The sequence below is a fragment of the Cohnella fermenti genome (genome assembly GCF_004801405.1).
Taxonomy (GTDB): domain Bacteria; phylum Bacillota; class Bacilli; order Paenibacillales; family Paenibacillaceae; genus Cohnella; species Cohnella fermenti.
In genome coordinates this window covers 24,586-46,354 of sequence record NZ_SSOB01000059.1, presented here as the reverse complement: position 1 = coordinate 46,354, position 21,769 = coordinate 24,586, and the positions used below count along the sequence as shown (strand labels likewise).

The following is a 21,769-nucleotide window of genomic DNA, read 5'->3' as shown; positions in this document are numbered from 1 at the left end:
TCGGAAATCGGGTAGACTACAGTCTATAACCCTTTCAGCGATTTTATCCTTTTAGAGTGAGACCTTAAGGATACCGTAAAATCGCTAGATTGGGTTATTTTTCTTTGGAGAACTTTTCACTGTCCAGCACATTCATCAACCTAAATTGAGGGGGAATCGAGGCGTTTTATGTGATTTTTCACATACATACGCCAACTCGAGCCGCAATTTTCTCCATGTATGCTATTTTTCACATAGAACCGTCCAAACGACCTACCATCGAGCCGCTCCAATGCGATTTTTTACATAAAATTCGCAGTTGCCGGGTTCGGGGATTCAGAGGGTCGGGGGGTCGAAGGTTCCGAGGGTCGAAGGTTCCGAGGGTCGAAGGTTCGGGGGTTCGGGGGAATCACAGCTTTGACGATAGACTGAGCGGTCATGCTTTCTTTCATGCCAAAAAGAGGCCTTACGGCCCCTTTTGCCCACTGCCATCCTGCTCTTCACTTGTCTTGGCTGCTCCGCTGCTGTCTCGCCTATCCTACTATCTCTCGCTCACCCTTGAGACGTGCCGAACTTGCGGCGAAGAGCCGATTCCACTGCCGGAGGGACGAGGTCCTGAACCGGTGCGTTGAACTTCGCGATCTCCTTGACCATGCTCGAGCTTAAATACGAATACTTCGGATTCGTCATCATGAAGATCGTCTCGATGCCCTCATCCAACTGACGATTCGTCGAAGCCATCTGCAGCTCGTATTCGAAGTCGGTCACCGAGCGAATGCCGCGGATACTCACTTGGGCGCCTCGCGAACGCATGTAGCGCACGAGCAAATCCCGGAAAAAATCGATCTCGACGTTCGGAAGATCCTTCGTGACCTCCCGAAGCAGTTCCACCCTCTCTTCGACGGTGAACAACGGATTTTTGGACGTGTTGTTCAGGACGGCGACGATCAGCTTGTCGAACTGCTTCGCGGCCCTCCGGATAATGTCCAAGTGGCCGAACGTCGCCGGATCGAAGCTGCCGGGATACACCGCGATGCGCGGCTCCCCCTCTTGCCGAATTTTGCCGCTGGTCATCATTCCGCTTCGCCCCCGCCCTCTGTCTTGTGGTAGATCGAGATCGCCGTCTCTCCGTATGTCGCAAGGCGACGCCTCGCGAAGAGGCCGATGCGCTCCCCGTAATCGAAGCCGGATTCGTGCTCTACAACCGCAACGGCCTCGTTCGCCGTCAACCCCCGAGCCTCCAGCTCGTCCAGCAGTTCGCGGCACGTCTTCATCGCGTAAGGCGGATCGAGGAAAATCAAGTCGAACCGGATTCCCTTCCGCTCGAGCAGCCGGATCGCCTTGCCCGCGTCGTTCTTGTATACCTCGGCCCGGTCCGCCAGCTTCGCGGCGTCCAGGTTGGTGCGGACAATCTCCACGCTGCGCGGGTTCGTATCGACGAATACCGCCTTGCCGGCACCTCTGCTTAGCGCTTCGATGCCGAGTCCGCCCGTTCCGGCGAACAAGTCGAGCACCGTCTCTCCGTCGAAGTACGGGCCGATCATGCTGAACAGCGCTTCCTTCACCTTGTCCGTCGTCGGACGCGTCGTCTGACCGGGCACGGCCTTAAGCGGCCGCCCCTTGGCTTCTCCCGATATGACTCTCAAGTTGTCATCTCCTGCACGGCTTCATTCGGTGCTATGTTACCATATTCGCGGCGGCTTCAAAAGCAAAAACTCCGGAAGCGGTTGCGAAAGTTCCGCATTTTTTTGCCTCCGGAGGTGTATATTTCTGCGCAATCGGGTCACACTGATAGTACCGGCGCCTCAGAAACGCCGGGGACAACCGCGGAGAAGACTTACGTTTCCCCATAAGCTCTTCGTCCGGTTTCTCCTCTCCCATGTAAGGACTCCGCAGCGATGCGGGGTCCGATTTTTTGTTCATTAGCCCCGAAAATCCTTGATATTACTGGATTCTTATCACAGAATGACATGACAGAAAATCGTATCAAAACCAAGGTTGTCGCCCAATTGTCGCCCAAATTCTAAAGCACAGGCAAATAATAAATGCTCGGGATCACACCCCGAGCAGGATACAAGAAACAAGAATACGAACATATACTCTTATCGCGACCGCAGAATTGGTTGCAAAATTTCCATTTTACAAGTAATATAGTAGCAGAGAACAGACATCAATAGGAGTGGTGAATATGGAAGCCTCCTTTTTTCATTCCGATGCTAAGCAAGTGATAAGGACACATTTAACTCCGCGCACCCGTTCAACAATTAGAAATATTGTAGGTCAGGCTTACATACTTACAGATGAATCCATCAAGCATACCCCTATGTTGAATTGGGAATTAGGTCAAGCACATATAGGATACTTAAGGAACTTAGCTGTTGGGTACTTATTCCAGCACCAAATTAATCAGGGCAACCTTTCGATGTCGTATACATTTGAACACAATAGAACCAAAACTTATAAATATCTGGTTCTGACCCACAACAACGTTAAAATGACCTTCAGCCAGGTTGACTCCAAATACAAAACAGCCAGACCTGCATACTTTAGAGATAAGTTGCAGGCCGTAAACCAAGGCACGATGTACTTTCCAGACATCGACGGCGACCTGCTCTTATCATTAGACGAAGTATACCTTTTACTAACGTACAGCAGAGGAGGCAATGCGCCAAATTTTATTAATATTGGGTTCCCCAACCTTTGGCGTGAGCGCATTAACTTAATGGATGAGCCAACTCTTGTTGAGAGCAGTAATGAATTGGAGAAGGAAGAGGTAATTACGCCTGAGCAACTCATTGAATTTAGAAACTTTGTAACAGAGGTTGAGGGCCTTGGAAACTAACCGTTTTGCAAAATTCGTGCCAGCGCGTCTTACTCAAGCTAGAGAAGCAAGGGGTTACACGCTATCTCAGTTATCAGAAGCTGTTGGCATTTCTCATCAAGCAATTTCCAAATACGAAAATAACCTTTCTCAACCGAGTTTTGATATGCTCGAAAAGATTTCTGACACCCTAAATATGCCCGTGACTTTTTTCTTCAAACCAATAAGCGTATCCAAAGAAGGTGTCGTTTTCTTCAGAAGCGGTGCTATGACATCAGTTAAATCAAAGAATGTCCATAAACACAAACTGAATTGGGTTAGAGATATACATTTATATCTAGAGCAATTTTTGAACTTCCCTGCTATCAACGTGCCTAGAATCATTCAGCGCGAGTACTTCATAGCAACTCCCGATGAAGAGATTGACCGCGTTGCCGCAGAACTTAGAAGGTCTTGGAATTTGGGCAATGGTCCAATAAGCAATGTTTCACTTCTAATGGAGAAGAATGGGGTTATCGTTTCACGTTCACCGTCATCGTCGTACAGTATTGATGCTTGTTCTATTTGGGAGGACGGCGAACGACCATATGTATTATTGAGTGACGACAAGACTGGACCTCGTTCAAGATTTGATATAGCGCATGAACTTGGTCACTTAGTTTTGCATTCAAAGCTGAAGCAGAGTGAGTTCAACCAAAAGCAGAACTACAAAATAATTGAAAGAGAAGCGAACCGGTTTGCTGGGGCTTTTCTTCTACCTGAACAAAGCTTCGGTTCAGAAATTTACTCAAGTTCTCTTGAATACTTTATATCACTTAAAATGCGCTGGAAAATCTCGATTCAAGCTATGGCATATCGAGCTCACTCGCTGGGGGTACTTACTGAGTACCAACATATTTATTTGAGACAGAAACTAGCCAAGCAAAATCAGTTAACCAAAGAACCGCTCGATGAAAAAATTGATTTTGAAGAACCATTAGCACTACGGCAAGCAATAGTCGCCTTAGTCGATCACAATGTCAAGACTAGACAGGATATACTGACTGACTTGCGTCTGGCCAGAGAAGAAATTGAACAATTTTCAAACTTGGACAACGGGTACTTCTTGGAACAAAGTGCGCAAGCAAACATCGTTTCATTTAAACCAAAGAGCAAGTAAAAAACCCGCTCAGCTTAGGCTGGTCGGGGTCTTGCATTTTGTTCTCGTCAACAAAAAAGCCCGAGAGCCGCAGCCCCCGGGCAGATACTCACTTAACAGCAAACGTCAGCCACGCCAGTTCAGAAGTCGTCAGCGTCTTGTTGCCGATCTTGTCCAGCCATGCGGTGTCCTTGATCGTTCCCTTATCGATCAGGGCCTTAACTCCCGCCCTCAGTGTGGCCCACTGGTAATTGCTCAACTCCAACTTGTAGTCCTCCTTCACGGCTGTATCCGCCGTATTGCCTTTCTTCAGCAGCCCCGCCGCCCCCACCGCAGAGGATAGCCCGCTTCCATCCTTAACTCGCCGCCATCCCGTTAATATCAATTGCAATTACGAACAACAGGAACGACAACGCCTCGAACCGTGGTATAATTAATGAAGGTCTTCGAGAGGATTGAGAAAGACAGTTAGCAGGGAGGTCTGGTTAATGGCCGGAAGTGACAATCTCGACCTGATTCTGAAGAAAATCGAAGCGATCGAAAATGAACAGCAGCGGAATGGCGGACACATGCAGCAATTACTGCAAATCGTTGGAGCGACGAATGCCAAGGTTGTCGACTCACGGAACGAGGTGGTTAACGATATTGCAGAAATCGGGCTTCGTCTCTCTCAGACGAACGAGAAGCTAGATGAGCTAGTGGTGCACGTGGAGGCTCTTCTGAAAAACCAATTGAACGTCATGGAGATCCAACAAGACCAACAGAAGATCCTTGAGCGCTTGTCTATTCGTTCCATTTCCCAAGAAGCCGACATCGCAGATTTGCGCCGAATTAAGTAACTATCCTGCAACCAAGAAGGATACCCGCCCGTGCCCTACTCATCAGGCATAGGGTCCCATTTTCCGATCAGTTGAGCGCGAAACGCCAGCGGGTTTTGATGATATTTTCGCGCTGGGCAATAGAAAGGACGAGCCCGAAGTTGTCTCCGAGTCGTCCCCAAGTAGTTCCCCCAAATTCGCCAGAGCGGACTGACGCCCCCTTCCAAGCAATGTCCGATTTTTTATGTTCGATTGCCGCTGAACTTACCCTTTCACCGAACCGGCAGTCATGCCCGCCACGATTTTATTGTTGAAGAACAGGAACAGAACCAACGGCGGAATCGTGATAAGCAGAATGTCGGTAAACAGCAAGTTCCACTGCGAGACGAACTGGCTCGTGAAGTTGTACAAGGTAAGCTGCACCGTCGCGTTCTTGGCCCCCGGGAAGAAATAAAGCGGGTTCGTGAAGTCGTTGAAGATGGATACCGACGAGGTGACGATCACCGTCGCGGTGACCGGCTTGAGCAGAGGGAAGATGATGGTGAAAAACAACCGGTAGCCCCCATAGCCGTCCACGACGGCGGCCTCGTCGATCTCTCGCGGTATCGCCCCCATGAAGCCCCGGTACAGCAGCACGCAGAACGGCAAACTCAGCGCTACCTCGACAAGCACGATTCCGGTCAATGTTTTGAACAAGGCGGCCTTCTGCAGCACCCAGATGGTGGGCACGATCGCAGGGGGAATAATAAGACCCGACAGGACGAGAAAATTCAGCCACGGAGACAGCCTGCCGCTGCGGCGCTGCATGACGAATGCCGCCATCGAGCACACGACGATTAGAACCGCAATGGAGAGAAGTGTCAGCAGCGAGCTGTTCCAGAACGCGCGAAGCAGCATGTAATCCCGAATTTGGACGACTTCCTTGATATTCGTCCAGAGCTGCACGCGGGAAGGCCAATTCATATTCATCAAGGAGGCTTCCTGGGCGCTCTTCATGGCGTTCACGAATACGAAGTAGAGCGGCACGCCGAACAGAACGATGCTGCAGAGGACGGCGAATGCTTCGACGGCCGACCGGTTCAGCCTGCTCATCCTGCTCATAAGTCCACCTCCGAACGGTTCAAGTACCGGGACAAGGGGTATACGAGCGCCGTGACGAACACGAACAGAATGACGTTGCCCGCCGTCGCGAGGCCGTAGAAGCCTCCCTGGTATTGCTTGTAGATAATAGACGCGATCACGTCGGTTGCGAAGCCCGGTCCGCCCTTCGTCATTGACCAGATCAGATCGAACGATCGCAGGGGTTGCGGCGCTCCCCGCCTCATTGACGACATGCGAGATCTCCCCGCCGCCCGCCAGCACGACGGAGGTCGCGTGATGGATCTTGACCCCCGGCGCGTCCGGAACCTCGATGGCGCTGTGCAGCTTCACGTCCGCGTCCCGGAAGTAGGAGTAGACGCCGAGTCCCCAAGCCTCGTGGCTCGTGACCGTGTCGGCGACCTTGTGTAGGACGAGTATCCGTCCACCGTGCCGCCATGGCTCTTCCATGCCTCCTGATTCGGCACCTCGTACGGAATCTCCGATTGGTAGAAAATAAGTTGTCCGCCGGCGCTGGCGCCGTGATCCGCCCTCCAGATCCAGAAGTGATCGCCGATCACATCGCCGCTGTTGATCGCAAGATTCGTCTCCGTCGTTCCGGCATGCGCCCCTCCCACCCGGAAGAACAGGTCGTGAAGCGATGTCGGATTGGCCGAGTGATCCGCCGAACTGCCGGCCGGCCCTACTTCAAGCAAGGAGGGGGAGCCTCCCGGCCCCGCATCGAAGAGCAGGCTGGCGACGATGACGCCGTCTACATCCGCAACGGCCATCGCTTCCTTGCCCGCGGCGGGGATCGAGGTTGCGAAGCCTAGCCCCATCACGATTGTATCCGGACGCTCCACCTTGATCGTATCCTCAAGATGATAGATTCCGGGAGTAAGCAGCAGATTCTTGCCGAGGCTCAGCGCGGCGTTCATGCTTGCCGCCGTCGAGCTGTCCGGGTCCGCGATATAGAATTGATCGAGCGGAATCGATCGTCCCGGCGTCGGCCCTCCAGCCAACTGATTCCTTGCGAATTCTCCCGGATGGCCGGCACGAACACCTCATAATTGTTATTTTCACCGAGGTACAAGTACGGCTTCTCCCGAATCGTCGGCGTGCGCTCGACGACGGTGTACGGAGCGCCCGGGAACTCTCCCTCAGGCGGCTGGGAGTCGCCTGCGAATACCATGTTCCAGACGCCGTTCGACCAGCCGGCATATTGATTGTTGCGTGAGAACCATTGCTGCTGGGACGCCGGAATTACCGTTCCGTCCACCTTTGTATCGGCCAGTTACCCGCCGCTCGCAAGCCCCGCATTCCACCAAGGATCGAAGTCGAACAGCTCCAACTGGCCCTTGATATGCATCCGCCGCATCGGAGCGGCTTGCGCCACGGCCCATTGGGCCGAGCTTCCGGCAGGCGGCGCGGTGCTCATATTCTCGCTGGAACGCCAGAAGTTCACGAGTGCGTTGCCGTTATTCCAGTCGGCGTCCGCATTCAAGGTCCCGTTGATCGTCACGTCGTCGGGGTTCCGCCCGAGCCTGGACACCTGCGTATAGAAGCCCACCTTGACGTTCACGTCGTCATAGACTCCCGGCTTGAACAGGATGGCGCTGCGTTCGTCGCCGAACTCGTTCGTCTCCTGCACGGCGAACACCGAATCCGCTGCGCCCTGAATGTCCGTCATGGACATCTCCGGATTAACGATATAGACATTCGGACCGAACGGGTTGCCCGAAGTCACGCCTGCGACGGCCGCAGAGAGGCCCGATTCCGTCCCCGAGACGACGGCCGACAGCTTGTAGAAGTAAGATCGACCGGCCTACAGCCCCTCATCCGAATATTCGAGGGAATCGCCCGTCGATGCGTGCACCCGGCTGTACGTCCCGTTCAGGCTGCCCGATCGATAGACGCTGTAGCCGTCCGCGCCGTCCACGGCCTTCCAGCTCAGCCGGCAGGTGTCGGGTGTGCAATTGACGCCGAGGCCGGACTTGCCGGGATACGGATTGTCCCCGTTGTACACCCGGATGCCGGTCACCGTCCATGGCGTATCGGAAGTGCCGGTCTGCCAGACGTTCACCAGTCTTGCCCGCGTCTTGGGCACCGAGATTGTCGTCGTGCCGGGCTCCCCGGCCGTCTGGGCCAGTTGGGCGCCCCAATCGGCATCGGACTGAACGATGTATTGCCTGCCGTAATTCGGCGAATCTCCGGAGTCGACTTCGATCGTATCGAACTCCGTTGCGATCTGCATGTCGATCTGCAGCACGAGCCCCACGGGGATTGGAGCTTGCTGCTCGTCCATGCCGTAGCGGGATCGCCGTCGAACACCGCCGCCGAGACGGCATCCAGATCGACCTCCCCGTCGTCGAGCGTTGTCGTGATTCTCCAGCCCGACGAATCCAAGAGCCCTGTCGGCTCGGTGGCCCTCGCGCCTTCTGTAAGCGGATACATAAACGCCGTCTGCAAAATCATGACCCAAACGAGCACCCTTGCCGCCATTCTGCTTCCGCCTCTGTTCATCCCTAATCGCGCCATCTGCATTCTCCTTCATCCATTATGGAATCCAGTAAAATTGTAAGGGAACGCCTTCGGAAAACGAACGCAGCATCGATTGGATGCGGAGGGCTATCTTTTTGGAATGCGGCAACCGGCTTGCTCGGGAACGTCCGCTCAATCGCAATACAGACTCGCGTCGAAGCTCTCCGGGCCCGTGCGCACGAGCCCCGCCGTATCGCCCCGTACGTAGGCGGTGTACTTCACGAGGCAGACGTTCGGTGTCTGGATGTCGTAGTCGCTTCCCACGACGGTGAACACCCGAACGACGGAGTCCTGCTGGGTAAGCTCGCTTAGCGTCGCCGTATAGACAAGCGCGCTTGCGCCGAGCGGCACCTCTCCGAGCATGATCTGCCGGTAGACCGAGAGGGTGACGTTCCTGATTCCTCCCGGCTCGTACTGGATCGACACGGTTGCACCGAACTGGGCTCTCACGACGCCTGTCGGCTGCAAGCAATTCAGACCGACGACGGCGAAGAGTTGATCCTGATCGACCGGAAGCAGCGGAATGGCCAAACTGCCGGCGAAGCTGCTGTTCTGGCTTGTTCTCGCATCGAGCAATCTCGTCATCTGCAGCCCCTCCTTTCCCTTATTCTATGCTCATCCCTGCCGCTATGCTTGGTTACTTGCACGGCCCCCGCGCAATGTCGCACAATGTCGTGACAATTGCCGTCTTCGCTTGGCAAGCCGCTCTCTTCCGGGTATCCTTTTCTTAAAGGTGGTGCATGGAACAATGGATGGCAAAAAGGGCTTTGCGCTCGTTATGCTGTACTGCTTCGGGGTGCTTCTTATCGTGATCGCTTCCTACCTTATGGTCCGTCATTACATAGCGGCGGAGTAATCGTTCGCCGCTCTTCGTCTACTCTGGTCCCCGCATGGGCAGGCGCGGAATTCGGGGTTCCTGTGCGCTTGCCCCGTCCCGTACTTCGCCCGCCGTCATAGGATGATTGCGTGATGAGGAATCACAATCAATCGATGGCGGTGATAGATATGAGTTATCCGGTAGCTGGCGCGGGTGTTGGTCCCTGCGGAACTGGCGGCGCATGGGGTGCCGCTACGATCGCCCTCGTCCTCTTCGTCCTTCTCGTGATCATTCTGCGCGCAGGCATCTGATTGGAATGACGATCGACTTGAACGCAGAACGGCGGCACCGGGGAGCGATCCCGGTGCCGCCGTTTGGCGTTCCCCAAGGTTATACGGAGCTCGGCCACGCGCCGAACTGGGCCCGATACAAGCGGCTGTACGCGCCTTCCGTCGCAAGCAATTCCTCGTGCCTGCCTTCTTCGGCGATCCCCTGCTCGGATACGACGACGATCCGGTCGGCGTCCCGGATGGTTGCGAGCCGGTGCGCGATAACGAGCGTCGTGCGTCCCTTCGACAGCTCCGCGAGCGACTGCTGGATCGCCTTCTCCGTCTCGGTGTCGAGCGCGGAGGTCGCTTCGTCCAGAATCAGAATCGGCGGATTCTTCAGGAAGATGCGGGCAATCGCGAGCCGCTGCTTCTGGCCGCCCGACAGCTTGACGCCCCGTTCGCCGACGATCGTATCCAGCCCTTCCGGCTGCGCGCGGATAAACTCGTCCAACTGCGCGCGCCGCGCCGCTTCCCAGATCGCCGCTTCGCTTGCCCGCAGATCTCCGTAGGCAATGTTCTCCCGGATCGTTCCCGAGAAGAGGAACACGTCCTGCTGGACGATGCCGATCTGCCCGCGAAGCGACGCCAGCTTCATCCGCTTGATGTCGATGCCGTCGATCGAGATGACCCCTTCGTCCGCTTCATAGAAGCGCGGCAGCAGGCTGCACAGCGTCGTCTTGCCCGCTCCGGACGGACCGACGAACGCGATCGTCTCTCCGGCCCGGATCGCCAGATCCACGCCGGAGAACACCATCGCCCCATTCTCATAACCGAACGATACTCCGCTGTAGCGAATGTCCCCTTTTACCCGGCCTATCTCGATTGCATTCGGCGCATCGGCGATGTCCGGCTCCGTCTCCAGCAGCTCCAGATAGCTCTTGAACCCCGCCATACCCTTCGGATAGCTCTCGATGACCGAATTGATCTTGTTGATCGGCCCGAGGAAGACGTTCGAGAGCAGAAGGAACGCGACGAACTCCCCGTACGTCATCTCGCCGTTCACGACAAACCAGGTGCCGCACACAAGAACGAACAGAATGACCAGACGCATGAGGAAGTAACCGATCGACGAATTCTGCGCCTGGATCTTGTACGAATCGAACTTCGTCCGCCGGTACTGCTCGTTGTTCTCCGCGAACTTGGCCGCCTCGTGATCTTCGTTCGCGAACGCCTGCACGACGCGAATGCCGCCGATGCTGTCCTCCACCCTGGAGTTGAACTCCCCGATGTCCTTGAACATGCGTTGGAAGGAACGAATCATCTTGCGGTTAAAATAAAGCGAGAGATAAATAAGCCCCGGAATGATGACGAACGACAGCAGCGCAAGCTTCCAATTGATCGCCAGCATAAGCGAGAAGGCGCCGGCCAGCGTCATGATTGCGATGAAGACGTCCTCCGGGCCGTGATGGGCCATCTCTCCGATCTCCATCAGATTGCTTGTCATGCGGGCCATCAGATGGCCGGTCTTGTTGTTGTCGAAGAAGCGGAACGACAGCTTCTGAACGTGATTGAACAGCTTGCGCCTCATGTCCGTCTCGATGTTGATCCCAAGCTGATGTCCCCAGTACGTCACGACGTATTGCAGCAGGCCGTTCACCGCATAGACGGCAAGCAGCCCGAGGCACGCCCAGAAGATGAGCGTCCATTCGCCGCTGGGCAGCAGATCGTCGACAAACTTGTTCACCACGATAGGGAAGCCGAGCTCCATGAGCCCGGCGAAGACGGCGCAGCAGAAGTCGATCAGGAACAGTCCCTTGTAAGGCTTGTAGTAGGCAAAAAACTTGCGCAGCAATTGTGCTCCTCCTCGTCAAAGGCGAAGGGCCGACACGGGCGTCGGCTTCCTGGAAGAAGCCTGCCCGTCTCGACCCGCACCTGGTCTTGTCTTACTGCTTGCCGACAACCGCGGAGACCACATCGTCGATGATGCTGCTCTGGGAGATCGGCCCGGAGGACATCCACGTTCTGGCCGATACCTTGAACACATGGTTCTGTTGAACGGCCGGCATCGCCTGCCATACCTGCAGCTTCTCGACCTCCGATTGGGCTGCGACTTCCTTGTCGTAGTCTTCCTTGGAGCTGATCGAGCCTCCGTAGATCGCGAACACGTAATCCGCCGTAATGGCAGGGAGCTTCTCCAGGGAAGTGTTCACTCCCCAATCGGCGTCCGCCTCCTTCTCGAAGTCCGCAATGCTGGTGTCCGGGTTCAGTCCGAGCTGCTCGTAGAGCAGCGGCATGAAGCTCGGGAAGAATACCTGCAGGTCCTTGTCCGACGGACGAATGTAGAGCACGGTCTTGTCTGTGCCGACCGCGGAGGCGATCTGTTCCTTGGCGGCGGCGATCTTGTCCGCGTTGGCCTGGATCACTTCCTGGGCCTTGTCCTCCAGCCCCAGAATCTTGCCGATCTCCGCGATCGACGTCTTCCAGTCGTCCGGCTTGTAGGCGATGGTCGGAGCGATTTTGCTCAGCTCCTCGTATCCGGCCTGGTCCGTGAAGTATTGCTGGAGTACGATCAGGTCCGGCTGCGTCGCCAGAATTCCTTCCAGGTTCGGAGCGGTGTCCGGGCTGTTCGACAGCGTGACGTTCTGCTCCTTCAGCCGGTCATACAGATAATAGCCGTCGAAGCCGTAAGCATACACGAGCGGAGTGCCCAGCGACAGCATAACGTCCTCGAGGCCGATGACGGCCACGCGCTTCGGATGCAGCGGAACCTCGGTCTCCCCGAAGCCGTGCTTGATCGTCAGCGTGGCCGGCTCCTCCGACGCCGCCGGAGCGCTGGCGGACGGGCTTGCCGCTTCGCTGGCGGACGGCGAAGCGGCGCTCGCGGACGCTCCCGCGTTGTCGCCGGAGTTCGCGTTGTTCCCGCAAGCGCTCGCGATTATCGCAAGAAGCAGGACGAGCAGCAGTCCAATCGTCCCCCTTATTGTCGTTGCTTGGTGGTGCCTCTTCCCTTGAATCATGACTTCTCCTCCGATTGCCGATGTTGAGAATCATTCTCACGGAAGCTATTATAAATCACGATTCTTCTTGGAGAGAATAGGAGATCGTGCCGAATTTGGCGCGTTAGAGAGCACAAAATAACCGATCGAGCTCCTGAAGCAGTTGCTCGTGCCGATTGGCCGTGTATTCCAGATACGGCTCCCGCAGCCACGTCTGGCTGGATGCCAAGTGAACGTTCCGGTTCCGCACCGCGTTCAGCCCCGCCCAGGCGCTCGTCCGCTGCAGTCGCTCCCACTCCTGCTGGGACTGCCGATCCTTCGCGACGCTGATCAAGATCGTGTCCGCACGGAACGACTTCAGCATGGCGAGATGGTCGCCCGCGGCGAGCTCGCGCATAAATTCGATGCTCTCGACGCCCGGCGCGCATTCGAGCCCAAGATCGTCGTAGAGCACCGTCCCCGCTCGCCTGCCCCATACCCGCACGCCGGCCGGCGATATCGTCAGAAGCAGCAGCTTCCCCTGCCGGAAGGCATCGGGAACTCTTCGGCGAACCGCTTCGGCTTGCTCCTCATAACGAGCCAGCCAGCGCTCGCCCTCCTGCTCCCGATCCAGGAACGCGGCCGTGCTTCGCAGATGAGTCCTCCAATCGTCCGCATGCCAACGAAGGAACAACGCCGGAGCGATCGCGCGCAGCTTCTCCTTCTCCTGCTCGGGAATCAGCTCGTCCAGCGCGACGATCCGGTCCGGCCTCGCCCGCTCCAGCGCAAGCCGGTTGAAGTCGTAGTCGTGGCTCAGCGGCACCTTGACGTCGAACCGATACTTGCGTCGGTAGTCGTCCGTCCAGTTCTGGTCGATCGGCGCGGCGAACGGAATCATCCGCAACGTAAGCAGATGGCCGATATTGGGCCAACTGTATGCGGCCGCCTTGCATTGCCGGTTCAGATAATACGTTCTCGGCGGGATGCCGACCTGCTTCTTGAACTGGCTGCTGAAGTAAAGCGGGTCCTTGTAGCCGACCGCCTCGGCCACATCGCCCGGCGCAAGCCCCTCCTCCAGGAGACGCTTCGCCTCGTTCGTGCGCAGCTCCGTCAGGAAGTCCATCGCGCTCTGGCCGAATCTCATCTTGAACAGCCTCATGAAGTGGTATCTGCTCATGCCGGCCAGTTCCGCCAAGCTCTCGATCGTGACGTCTTCCCGATAACGGGTCAGCATGCAGGCCCGCACCTTCTCGAGGGCGTCCTCGTTCCGGTCGTGCTGTCGGAAGAACGAATGCAGCAGCTCCTGGAAGGCGGCGTGGCTGACGAACCGGTCCGCCGTCCTGCCCGTATGCCAATGCCGCTCGATTCTCTCGCAGAAGGACAACGCGATGCCGTCCCCGGAGGAGATCAGCCGGCCGCGTTCGCGCAGCGCCTCCAGGGACCGCTCGCAATCCGCTTCCGGGCCGATCAGGTCGAAGCGCAACTCGTATAACTGCCGATTCCCTTCCGTGTCGAAGTGCAGCTCCACCCGTTGGCCGGGCATGACAAGATAAGCGGCCCCGTCTTCCAGCAATTGCGGCAAGCCGTCGATAATGCAGTGCCCCGAGCCCCCGTCGACGGCGACGAGCGCGAGCGCGGGAGCGATGTCGTACAGGAGCCGGTAGACGCGCGCCACGGGCTCCCGGCGGCTGTCCAGCAGCCGGAACCAGACGCGTTCCAGCGATTGGTCCGCCGCTTCGTCCGCCTCCGCTTCCTGCCGATTGCCATTCTTGAAGCCAAGTTCCATCCCCGATTCTCCCCCTTGCTGGCCTGCTGTGCGGTTTATTGCGATTTATGCGGTCTATGCCGATCTATGGCGGTCTGTGGCGGTCTGTGGCGGTCCGTGCGGCCTGTAGGCTAGTCTATAGGAACAATTCTATTTGAAAACGATTTTCAGTGTCAATTTATTTAGCGAGAAGGGGGCGGAATCGGCCGCTGATTTTGTGTGGTTTTTCGCATTCATCGGCGTGGTTTCCGCATGGATCGAGGTGTTTTATGTGTTTTTTGGCATATATGCGGGCGGTTCGGAGCGAAACAGCCTCTACGAATGTGATTTTTCGCATACAATCGCCCAAATCCCCCGTTATCGTCCTGCGCCAATGTGGTTTTTCACACAAAATTACTAACTTCATCGCGCGGCCTCGCTTCTCCTTCGGCAAATCTCAAAAAAACACCGAATTATGACCCGCCCGTCAGTCTGGCAAGGTTTTATTCCGTGCTTATTTGAGTTACGATGAATAGCGGAGACGTGTCCCGTTATGCCGAGACAGCCTGATCCTACGATACGGAGGGAACGAGATTGGACAGCTTCGCATGCCTATACGTCATTCGCGGGGAGCCTTATCCGACGGGCACTTGCGTGAACCTCGCCGCGGACGAGACGGTGATCGGACGGGAATCCGACTCGTTCTCCCCGGACCTGGCGTTCACGAACGCCTTCGTCTCCCGCCGACACATCGTAATTCGCAGGGAGCAAGACCGCGCGGTGCTGTACGACCTGGGCAGCCGTCACGGCACGGAGATCAACGGCGTCAAGGTGACGCCGCATCGGCCGTATCCGCTTAATACATTCGATATCATCAAGCTCGCCAGGGGCATGTCCGTCCTTCACTTCTCCTATTCGTTCGCCGAGGAGACGCTTGAGCTCGAACCGCTCAGTATTACGGGGCGTTACGAGGTGCCGGAGCTTCCGCTTGCGATTCATTGGGAGAAGCGGGAATGCGTGGTGGAGGGCTCCCGGATTCCGATGTCCGAGAAGGAGTATCTGCTGCTTCGCCTGCTTCACGACAACGCGAACAAGCTCGTGCCGCTCGAGGAGCTCAAAGCCGCCGTCTGGCCGGAGCGCTCGTCCGCCGGCGAGGGCGTCCCCGACGTCACGCTCGACGAACTGAACGCCCTTGTCTATCGAATCCGCAAAAAATTCGGCAAGGATACCTTCCTGATCAGCGCGGTTCGCGGAAGCGGCTATGTGCTCGAGTCGGAAGGCCAATCGTCCTAGCGACAGAAGGAGTATTCCCATGCGATATATAGAAGCTTCGTCCACCGGTCCGCTGCGCGGAACGGTACATATTCCGGGAGCGAAGAACAGCTCCCTCGCATTGCTCGCCGCCGCCTGCCTCGCTGACGATATCGTCTCTCTGGAGGGCATTCCCCGCATTGAAGACGTCCGCATCGTGGAAGGAATCGGCCGCGATATCGGCATGGAGCTGCGGCGGGAAGATGAGCGGATCGTCATCGATCCGCGCTTCATTCACAGCGCCGCGATCGACCCGGGCAAAGCGTCCAGCTACCGCGCATCCTATTATTTCGCGGGCGCGCTGCTCGCCAAGTTCGGCAGCGTCACGATCGGGTTCCCCGGAGGGGACGACTTCGTCGCCAGGCCGATCGATCAGCATATCAAGGCGTTCCGGGCGCTCGGGGCCGAGGTTCGCCTGGCAAGCGATCATTATGTTGTCGAAGCCGCCGAACTCAAGGGGGCGGACATCTACTTCGACACCGTCACCTCCGGCGCGACGATCAACGCGATGCTCGCCGCTTCGCGCGCCCGGGGAAGGACGCGGCTGCGCAACGCCGCTCTCGATCCGGAGGTCGTCGATACGGCTCACTTCCTGAACCGGCTCGGCGCCCGAATCTACGGAGCGGGCACGGAATGCATCCGCATCGAAGGCGTTCCTTATCTGAACGGAGGCAGCCATACGGTCATTCCGGACCGGCTCATCGCCGGGGCGTTCCTGATGGCGGCGGGGCTTCGCGGCGGTCAGGTGACCGTGCAGAACATCATCCCCGAGCATCTCGGCTCGTGTCTGGCCAAGCTGGAGGAGATCGGCATGCACGTGGAATGCGGCGACGGCCGGATCACCGCCAGCGGCACCGGGATGCTGAAGGCGACCCGCGTGCGCGCGGGCATGTACCCGGGCTTCGCCACCGACCTGCAGCAGCCGATGACCTCGCTGCTGCTCCTCGCCGGCGGCAAGAGCATCGTGACCGACCGCGTCTTCCCGAAGCGGTTCGCTCACGTCCCGCAGCTTCGCCGCCTCGGCGCCGACATCGAGATTCGGCGCGAGAGCGCCTTTATCCGCGGCGGGCTGCCGCTGAAGGGCGACTGGGTGCACGCGACGGACGTGCGCGCGGGCACCAGCCTCCTGCTGGCCGGCCTCGCGGCCGAGGGCCGCACGCGGATTACCGGCGTCGAGCATCTCGAGCGCGGCTACGAGGACGTCGTCGCCAGCTTCCGTGCCATCGGAGCCCAAGTGGCCATGCGCGAGATGGACGAGCGCGAGCTCGGCGAACGCCTTCCGCTTCAGGGCTAACGCTTCGTCAGGTCCGGGAGGAGGCGAGCGCCTTCTCCGCGTAGCGGGCCAGCCGGACGCTGATCTCCGAGCGCAGCGTCTCCCGGACGATGCCGAACCGGTCCTCGTAGCCGCGGCAGCGATAGCGATAATAGAGAATGCCGTCGTGGACCTCGTCGTCGAACACCTTGATATTCTTGTCCCGGAGCTCGCGCTGAAGCTTGGCGCAATCCCGGCCGATGTTGTCCACGACCTCTTGAATGATATCCTCGAAGTAGCTCTTGAACAGATGCTTGGAACGATTCATCTCCGTCAGGCTGTTGCTGCTTATCGTCAGCATATGCGGGAGCATGATGGCGTCCCGGATCATCCGGAGCTCCTCCGGCGTCGCGTAGCCGGAAGGCTTGTCGCTGCGCTTCTCATATTGCTCCTGATGCTCGGCTAGCAGCATCTTCGACTTCCAGCGCTCGTTGCCGTCCAGTCGGCTCATCGGTAATGCCCTCCAATCTGTTCCGCCCTCTCCCGGGCAACGCCGGATTCGAGCAGCGACGATGCCCGCATGACCGCATCGCTGCCGTATCGATTCTTCAGACGATCCGTCGCCCGCTCCAGCTCGTAGGTCGCCGCCCGATCCTCGAACAGGTCGAGCTGGATCGCCGAATCGTCCCCGAGCCCCGTCAGCGATACGTAGAGACGCGACACCGGTTCCCCCTTCCAGTGGGCGACGAACAGCCGCCGCGCAGCCGCTGCCACTTCATGCGTCAGCGCTGTCGCCTGCGGAAGCGTCGTCTGACGGCCGAACGAGGTGGCGCGCTCCTCCCCGTCCTCCACCGCGCCGACGGCCACGACTCGCCCTTGCACCCCGAGCCGCCGCGCCCGGCTGCATACCTCGAGCGCGAGCTCGAGAAGCACGACGTCGATATCCTCCAGCTTCCGGTACAGCCGGCTGCGCAGCGCCTTGCCATGGCTGACGGACTTCAGCGCGTCGGCCCGGATGGCGGGCTCGACCGGGCTCGGGTCGATGCCGCGAGCCGTCTGCCAGTAGTACTCGGCCATGATGTCGCTCTGCTTCCTCATCTCCCTGCGCAGTCTCCGCTTGAAGTCGCTCAGCTCCAGCCGGGCGATGTCGCCGATCATGGCGAGCCCCATCCGCATAAAGTGCCGGGTCATCCGACTGCCGACCATGAACATCTCATCGATCGGCCGTTGCCACAGCTCCTTCTCCAGATTGTCGTACCCGAGCCGGAACACGCCGTTCTCGCTTCTTTTCGCCAAATTATTTGCCATCTTGGCAAGGATCTTCGTTGGCCCAATCCCGATCCGGGACTCCACGCCGGTCGAGAGCTTAACGCGCGATTGAATAAGTCGGGCGATCTCATCCGGCGGCCCGAAGGAAGACAAGCTGCCCGAGACATCGAGGAACTGCTCGTCGATGCTGAAGGGCTCCACCTGATCGGTGATCCGCTCGTATATCTCGGTAATAAGCAGGGAGATCGTAATATACCTCTGCATGCGAGGGCGGATGACCACCAGGTCGGGACACTTCGCGAGCGCCTCGCCGACCCGTTCCGTTGCCGCAACGCCGTGCGCCTTGGCGATCGGGCACGCCGCCAGAATAATGCCCGACATTCGTCCCGGATCGCCGACCGCCACCGGCCGATGGCGCAGCTCCGGGTGCGCGTCCTTCTCTACCGATGCGTAATAAGACCGACTGTCGCTCAGCATCACGATTCTCTCTCGGGCCATTCTTGTCATCGCCTTCCCCTGCCGTTCGATCCCTCATCTTATGAGAACAAGGGAACGTTTGTTCTATATTATAATCAGAACTTACGTTCGTATTCAATGACAAAAAAATGGATCGTTCTCCGCCCGTTTCTGAAGGTTCTGCCGCAGACGGATCGGACCCTGCCGCGCTCGGACGCTCGGAGCTTCGGACAATGGGACGCTTAACGAAGAACGCTCACGAAGCATGCCCGGCTACCGGCTGGAACGCCAGCACCCGTTCGGTTCGGAAGCGCCTCGGCTGCTGCCGGGCGATATCGTACGCGAGAATCGTGCCCGCTGCGACCTGGCGGATCAGAATCGTTCGTTGGGTCAATTGCCCCTTCCGGTCCTCATAGACGATTACGACTGTCCGTCCGATATACTTGTCGATGGACATCGCCGTCCCTCCTCCGCTCGTCATTTTTTAGAACACCTGTTCTTATTATAATCAGAATGTACGTTCGTATTCAATGGATATTGCTGTATGCGACAAGTGTTTGACGCCCGCCTGCCGCTCGGCCATCGCCGACCATCGACCATCGACTGCCGCTGTGCCCCGAACGCGCCGGGTGTTCCTGCTCATCTCTGCCTGAACGAGCGGGAGAAGAGACAGGAGAAGAGGCCGCCCCTGCCGGCGAATGCCGAAGGGACAGCCTCTTCAACCCCATGCGTTATGGCTTCACATCTCCCACATAGAATGCAAATACCGTCTCAATCGGCTTGAAGTACAGGTAGCCGTCGTCCTCCCACGGCTGGAAGTGCAAATCCATCCGCGAGTCGTTCCAGTTGTCCGGCGTCCCCTTGGTGGCGAGGCGCCCCGGCACGATCGGCTCCTCGACGATCCCCGGGAATTCCTGATAGCCGAACAGCAGGTTGCCGTGAATGGCGATGATCTCGTACTTGCTCCCGAAGAACGCCCGCTCCTCCTGCAACTGATAGTGATAGTAAATGTAGCTCGCGATCATCTCCGGCTTCAGATGCGCGACGCGGCCGCCCCGCCGCTCGACCGGCTCCTTGCGCAGCCAGTGCTCCTTGCTCTCCGGCTCGTTGAAGTGGAACACGTCCGCCATCTCCGCCCAGCGGCTCGGCTTCCCCTGCCCCGGCCAGCTCTTCAGGTACGGCATCGCCTCGCCCGCGATCTCCTCCGGCGCGACATCCCTGCCCATGCATTCATAGTAGAGGAACAACTGGTTCCGCCAACGGAACGCCGCAGCCGTCATCAGTTCCTCCCGCACAACCAGTTCCTTCGCCTGCCGCCCCTCTGCCAGAGCCGCCAGGCCCTGCTCCTCTTGCCCGTCTTCCCATTCCGCCCGATAAAATTTACGCTTGATCATCGCTCTGCCTCACCGCTCCTTCTCCCTGCTGTCTTCCGAACTTATTGCAATTCCGGCTTCCCGGAGCCCGCCGGGCGATCGCAAGTCCGAGCCCCGCGCTCCCGTGTCTCCTTCCGCGGTGCGCCTCGCCGCTTGTCCCATCGCCTCCAGCGGCTGAACGAGCCGGCGGCGGATGCCGCAGCCGGTCAGCAAGGATGCGAACAGGAAGCCAACGCCGTCCGCTGCCCAGATGCCGGACGGCGTCGCCCCCCTCCGAGCCGATTCATCAGTTCCGCAATGCTCGCATCGTCGTCGACGACAAGAACCGTATAAGGGGGCATCATGGCAGGCTCTCTCCGATAACAGTGAATTGTAGAATGGGGCTGCAGATCGCTCTCATTCCGCTATCAGTATACCATTCCCGCAGCGGAGATTGCCTTCGCGGCGCACATCAGGACGGTTCGTTGCCGGGTTCGTGACTTACGCGACAGGAAGCCGGGCGGCATAGCGTTCAACCTGCTGAACCTCGTCTGGCTGTCGTTCACGGCGGCGGACGCTTACGCGGCGAGCGTGTTCGCGACGATCGCGGTTCTTCTCGCCGCGGCGGAAGCGGTCGTTCGCGGGAACGCGAAGCTGCCGGATTTGCCGGGTAAGCTTGCTGGGGTACGAGGAATGCTGGCGGTGCGAAGGATCGGCTGTATCGGACTCCCCCCTGATGCGGGCGATTCATGCGATTTTATGCGCTTTTTCACATTCATCGGTGCGGCTTGCGGGCGAATCGAGGCGTTTTATACGGTTTTTAACATATATACCGAATTTCGAGCCGGGATTGTCGCCATGTACGCGATTTTTCACATTCGTTGCGCCTTGCAGCCCCTCTTTCCTTGGAATGAATGCGATTTTTCGCATAAAATCCGGCAACCGTCGGCAACACCGGCTTCATCGCAAAAAAACCGCCGGAGCGGCTGCATGGTCGCAGCCATTCCGGCGGTTCTCCGCACGTTGCGGGGCGGGAAACACATGGAACATGGGCGAAGCGCGGGAGAATCCCGACAAGTCCCGTTCGAGACGAGCACCGCCGCGCTACGCGTCCGGCCCCCAGTACAGCCGTCGCGCGTTGGCCGCCAGCGCCCGGCCGGCTGCCTCCTCGCTTAGGCCGCGCAGCCGGCCGAGCTCGCGGACGACGTCCCGCGTCATCGCAGGCGTCGTCTCGCGCCCTGCGAACGGCCCCTCGAACGGCCACGGCCCGTCCGTCTCCGTCATCAGCAGCTCGAGCGGATAAGCGCTCGCCAGCTCGCGAATGTCCGGCTCGTAGAGCACATCCGGCGTGCAGGAGACGTAGTACCCGCTCCGGGCCATCCGCCGCACGGTCGCGGCGCTTCCCTTGAACCAATGGAAGTGCGCCTGCCGAACCCGGTGCCGCTCCAGCAGCTCCAGCGCCTTGTCCGCATCCTCGTAAACGGCGTGCAGGACGATCGGCCGGTCCAGCTCGGCGGCCAAGGCGACGAATCGCTCCAGTTGCCGCACATACGGCGCTTCGTCGAACGGCTCGCCGCGGCTCTCCGTCTCCGTCCGCAAGTAGTACGGCAGCCCGACCTCGCCGATCGCGAACGGTTCTCCCTCTGCCGCGCGGGCGCGAATCCAGTCGCACAGCCGCCCGAGCTCCGGGCCGTCAGCGGCCAGCGCAGGCTGCTCCGGATGATGGCCGTAGGCGGGCAGGACAAGCCCCGGATGCCGCTGCGCAAGCCGCCGGTTCTCTTCGCACGAGGCAACGTCCATCGAGACCGCGACGAGACCGGCCGCTCCGGCAGCCAGCGCCTCGGCCAGCAGCGGCTCCCGGCGCTCCTCGGGATACGAGTCGAGATGAATGTGCGCGTCGTACAACGGATAGGAAGCGCCATGCATGGGCACGTCCTCCCCTATTGGCGG

23 protein-coding genes and 1 pseudogene are annotated in these 21,769 nt (G+C 58.5%); 6 read left to right on the top strand and 18 right to left on the bottom strand.

Annotation, left to right across the window (positions count from 1 at the left end; all coding sequences use genetic code 11):
* Positions 1-531 precede the first annotated feature (531 nt).
* Together coaD and rsmD are read right to left on the bottom strand one after the other, a co-directional pair.
* Positions 532-1,053 (bottom strand): pantetheine-phosphate adenylyltransferase, encoded by a 522-nt coding sequence (gene coaD, locus E6C55_RS30100; RefSeq protein WP_136373545.1) that lies wholly within the window; start codon positions 1,051-1,053, stop codon positions 532-534.
* Positions 1,053-1,625 (bottom strand): 16S rRNA (guanine(966)-N(2))-methyltransferase RsmD, encoded by a 573-nt coding sequence (rsmD, locus tag E6C55_RS30095; protein WP_136373538.1) that lies wholly within the window; start codon positions 1,623-1,625, stop codon positions 1,053-1,055. The genes coaD and rsmD overlap by 1 nt, the downstream gene beginning before the upstream one ends.
* A 542-nt stretch (positions 1,626-2,167) precedes the next feature.
* Here rsmD and E6C55_RS30085 point away from each other — a divergent pair.
* Entirely contained in the window at positions 2,168-2,821 is a 654-nt protein-coding gene (locus E6C55_RS30085) for a hypothetical protein (RefSeq protein WP_136373536.1), read from the top strand.
* Entirely contained in the window at positions 2,811-3,959 is a 1,149-nt protein-coding gene (locus tag E6C55_RS30080; protein ID WP_136373535.1) for a helix-turn-helix domain-containing protein, read from the top strand. Before E6C55_RS30085 ends, E6C55_RS30080 begins: the two co-directional genes overlap by 11 nt.
* Before the next feature lie 88 nt (positions 3,960-4,047).
* Here E6C55_RS30080 and E6C55_RS30075 read toward each other — a convergent pair whose 3' ends face one another.
* Positions 4,048-4,269 carry a hypothetical protein gene (locus E6C55_RS30075; protein ID WP_136373534.1) on the bottom strand — a complete coding sequence of 74 codons (222 nt, stop codon included), beginning with the start codon at positions 4,267-4,269 and terminating at the stop codon, positions 4,048-4,050.
* A gap of 157 nt (positions 4,270-4,426) precedes the next feature.
* Between E6C55_RS30075 and E6C55_RS30070 the strand changes: the two genes are divergently transcribed.
* Positions 4,427-4,777, top strand: a complete 351-nt coding sequence (locus tag E6C55_RS30070) for a hypothetical protein (protein ID WP_136373533.1) — start codon at positions 4,427-4,429, stop codon at positions 4,775-4,777.
* A 243-nt stretch (positions 4,778-5,020) separates the two neighbouring features.
* Here E6C55_RS30070 and E6C55_RS30065 read toward each other — a convergent pair whose 3' ends face one another.
* From E6C55_RS30065 to E6C55_RS30015, 10 genes and pseudogenes are all read right to left on the bottom strand, one after another.
* Positions 5,021-5,848, bottom strand: a complete 828-nt coding sequence (locus tag E6C55_RS30065) for a carbohydrate ABC transporter permease (protein ID WP_136373544.1) — start codon at positions 5,846-5,848, stop codon at positions 5,021-5,023.
* Positions 5,849-5,853: 5 nt separating this feature from the next.
* Positions 5,854-6,057 (bottom strand): annotated as a pseudogene (locus tag E6C55_RS30060) (sugar ABC transporter permease); the annotation flags it as partial.
* Positions 6,058-6,183: 126 nt separating this feature from the next.
* Positions 6,184-6,855 carry a hypothetical protein gene (locus E6C55_RS35265; protein WP_330999673.1) on the bottom strand — a complete coding sequence of 224 codons (672 nt, stop codon included), beginning with the start codon at positions 6,853-6,855 and terminating at the stop codon, positions 6,184-6,186.
* Positions 6,768-7,112 (bottom strand): hypothetical protein, encoded by a 345-nt coding sequence (locus tag E6C55_RS35260; protein ID WP_136373532.1) that lies wholly within the window; start codon positions 7,110-7,112, stop codon positions 6,768-6,770. The genes E6C55_RS35265 and E6C55_RS35260 overlap by 88 nt, the downstream gene beginning before the upstream one ends.
* Positions 7,113-7,127: 15 nt before the next feature.
* Positions 7,128-7,523: a hypothetical protein gene (locus E6C55_RS35255; protein WP_136373531.1), complete on the bottom strand. Its 396-nt coding sequence runs from the start codon at positions 7,521-7,523 to the stop codon at positions 7,128-7,130.
* Positions 7,524-7,658: 135 nt separating this feature from the next.
* On the bottom strand, positions 7,659-8,138 hold the full coding sequence (locus E6C55_RS30040; protein WP_136373530.1) for a hypothetical protein: 480 nt from the start codon (positions 8,136-8,138) through the stop codon (positions 7,659-7,661).
* Between the two features lie 368 nt (positions 8,139-8,506).
* A complete protein-coding gene (locus tag E6C55_RS30035; protein WP_136373529.1) occupies positions 8,507-8,959 on the bottom strand; it encodes a hypothetical protein in 453 nt (150 codons plus the stop codon).
* 622 nt (positions 8,960-9,581) lie between these two features.
* A complete protein-coding gene (locus tag E6C55_RS30025; RefSeq protein WP_136373528.1) occupies positions 9,582-11,312 on the bottom strand; it encodes an ABC transporter ATP-binding protein in 1,731 nt (576 codons plus the stop codon).
* 91 nt (positions 11,313-11,403) lie between these two features.
* Positions 11,404-12,477, bottom strand: a complete 1,074-nt coding sequence (locus E6C55_RS30020) for an ABC transporter substrate-binding protein (protein ID WP_136373527.1) — start codon at positions 12,475-12,477, stop codon at positions 11,404-11,406.
* Between the two features lie 103 nt (positions 12,478-12,580).
* Complete coding sequence (locus E6C55_RS30015) at positions 12,581-14,221, bottom strand: helix-turn-helix domain-containing protein (protein ID WP_136373526.1); 1,641 nt, start codon at positions 14,219-14,221, stop codon at positions 12,581-12,583.
* Between the two features lie 133 nt (positions 14,222-14,354).
* Between E6C55_RS30015 and E6C55_RS30010 the strand changes: the two genes are divergently transcribed.
* The 3 genes from E6C55_RS30010 (at position 14,355) to murA (ending at position 16,784) form a co-directional block, all read left to right on the top strand.
* Positions 14,355-14,600, top strand: a complete 246-nt coding sequence (locus E6C55_RS30010) for a hypothetical protein (RefSeq protein ID WP_136373525.1) — start codon at positions 14,355-14,357, stop codon at positions 14,598-14,600.
* 173 nt (positions 14,601-14,773) lie between these two features.
* Positions 14,774-15,472, top strand: coding sequence for an FHA domain-containing protein (locus tag E6C55_RS30005; protein WP_136373524.1), 699 nt, complete (start codon positions 14,774-14,776; stop codon positions 15,470-15,472).
* Positions 15,473-15,491: 19 nt separating this feature from the next.
* Positions 15,492-16,784: a UDP-N-acetylglucosamine 1-carboxyvinyltransferase gene (gene murA / locus E6C55_RS30000; RefSeq protein ID WP_136373523.1), complete on the top strand. Its 1,293-nt coding sequence runs from the start codon at positions 15,492-15,494 to the stop codon at positions 16,782-16,784.
* A 7-nt stretch (positions 16,785-16,791) separates the two neighbouring features.
* On the opposite strand, the gene E6C55_RS29995 is transcribed toward murA, so the two are convergent.
* The 5 genes from E6C55_RS29995 to E6C55_RS29975 all read right to left on the bottom strand — a co-directional run bounded on the left by E6C55_RS29995 (position 16,792) and on the right by E6C55_RS29975 (position 21,745).
* Positions 16,792-17,253 (bottom strand): hypothetical protein, encoded by a 462-nt coding sequence (locus tag E6C55_RS29995; RefSeq protein WP_136373522.1) that lies wholly within the window; start codon positions 17,251-17,253, stop codon positions 16,792-16,794.
* Positions 17,250-18,509: a DNA polymerase IV gene (locus E6C55_RS29990; RefSeq protein WP_136373521.1), complete on the bottom strand. Its 1,260-nt coding sequence runs from the start codon at positions 18,507-18,509 to the stop codon at positions 17,250-17,252. Before E6C55_RS29990 ends, E6C55_RS29995 begins: the two co-directional genes overlap by 4 nt.
* A 214-nt stretch (positions 18,510-18,723) precedes the next feature.
* A complete protein-coding gene (locus E6C55_RS29985; protein WP_136373520.1) occupies positions 18,724-18,924 on the bottom strand; it encodes a hypothetical protein in 201 nt (66 codons plus the stop codon).
* Positions 18,925-19,198: 274 nt separating this feature from the next.
* Entirely contained in the window at positions 19,199-19,861 is a 663-nt protein-coding gene (locus E6C55_RS29980; protein WP_136373519.1) for a hypothetical protein, read from the bottom strand.
* Positions 19,862-20,923: 1,062 nt separating this feature from the next.
* Positions 20,924-21,745 (bottom strand): TatD family hydrolase, encoded by an 822-nt coding sequence (locus tag E6C55_RS29975; protein ID WP_230986922.1) that lies wholly within the window; start codon positions 21,743-21,745, stop codon positions 20,924-20,926.
* Between the last annotated feature and the right edge of the window lie 24 nt (positions 21,746-21,769).

Excerpts from the sequence above, each read along its gene's own strand:
- E6C55_RS30040 (WP_136373530.1), bottom strand. The coding sequence starts at position 8,138 with ATGGACGAGCAGCAAGCTCCAATCCCCGTGGGGCTCGTGCTGCAGATC.
- coaD (WP_136373545.1), bottom strand. The coding sequence starts at position 1,053 with ATGACCAGCGGCAAAATTCGGCAAGAGGGGGAGCCGCGCATCGCGGTG.
- E6C55_RS29990 (WP_136373521.1), bottom strand. The coding sequence starts at position 18,509 with ATGGCCCGAGAGAGAATCGTGATGCTGAGCGACAGTCGGTCTTATTAC.
- E6C55_RS30015 (WP_136373526.1), bottom strand. The coding sequence starts at position 14,221 with ATGGAACTTGGCTTCAAGAATGGCAATCGGCAGGAAGCGGAGGCGGAC.
- E6C55_RS30020 (WP_136373527.1), bottom strand. The coding sequence starts at position 12,477 with ATGATTCAAGGGAAGAGGCACCACCAAGCAACGACAATAAGGGGGACG.
- E6C55_RS35255 (WP_136373531.1), bottom strand. The coding sequence starts at position 7,523 with ATGACGGACATTCAGGGCGCAGCGGATTCGGTGTTCGCCGTGCAGGAG.
- murA (WP_136373523.1), top strand. The coding sequence starts at position 15,492 with ATGCGATATATAGAAGCTTCGTCCACCGGTCCGCTGCGCGGAACGGTA.
- E6C55_RS29985 (WP_136373520.1), bottom strand. The coding sequence starts at position 18,924 with ATGTCCATCGACAAGTATATCGGACGGACAGTCGTAATCGTCTATGAG.
- E6C55_RS29980 (WP_136373519.1), bottom strand. The coding sequence starts at position 19,861 with ATGATCAAGCGTAAATTTTATCGGGCGGAATGGGAAGACGGGCAAGAG.
- E6C55_RS30035 (WP_136373529.1), bottom strand. The coding sequence starts at position 8,959 with ATGACGAGATTGCTCGATGCGAGAACAAGCCAGAACAGCAGCTTCGCC.
- E6C55_RS30085 (WP_136373536.1), top strand. The coding sequence starts at position 2,168 with ATGGAAGCCTCCTTTTTTCATTCCGATGCTAAGCAAGTGATAAGGACA.
- E6C55_RS29995 (WP_136373522.1), bottom strand. The coding sequence starts at position 17,253 with ATGAGCCGACTGGACGGCAACGAGCGCTGGAAGTCGAAGATGCTGCTA.
- E6C55_RS30065 (WP_136373544.1), bottom strand. The coding sequence starts at position 5,848 with ATGAGCAGGCTGAACCGGTCGGCCGTCGAAGCATTCGCCGTCCTCTGC.
- E6C55_RS29975 (WP_230986922.1), bottom strand. The coding sequence starts at position 21,745 with ATGCATGGCGCTTCCTATCCGTTGTACGACGCGCACATTCATCTCGAC.
- E6C55_RS30070 (WP_136373533.1), top strand. The coding sequence starts at position 4,427 with ATGGCCGGAAGTGACAATCTCGACCTGATTCTGAAGAAAATCGAAGCG.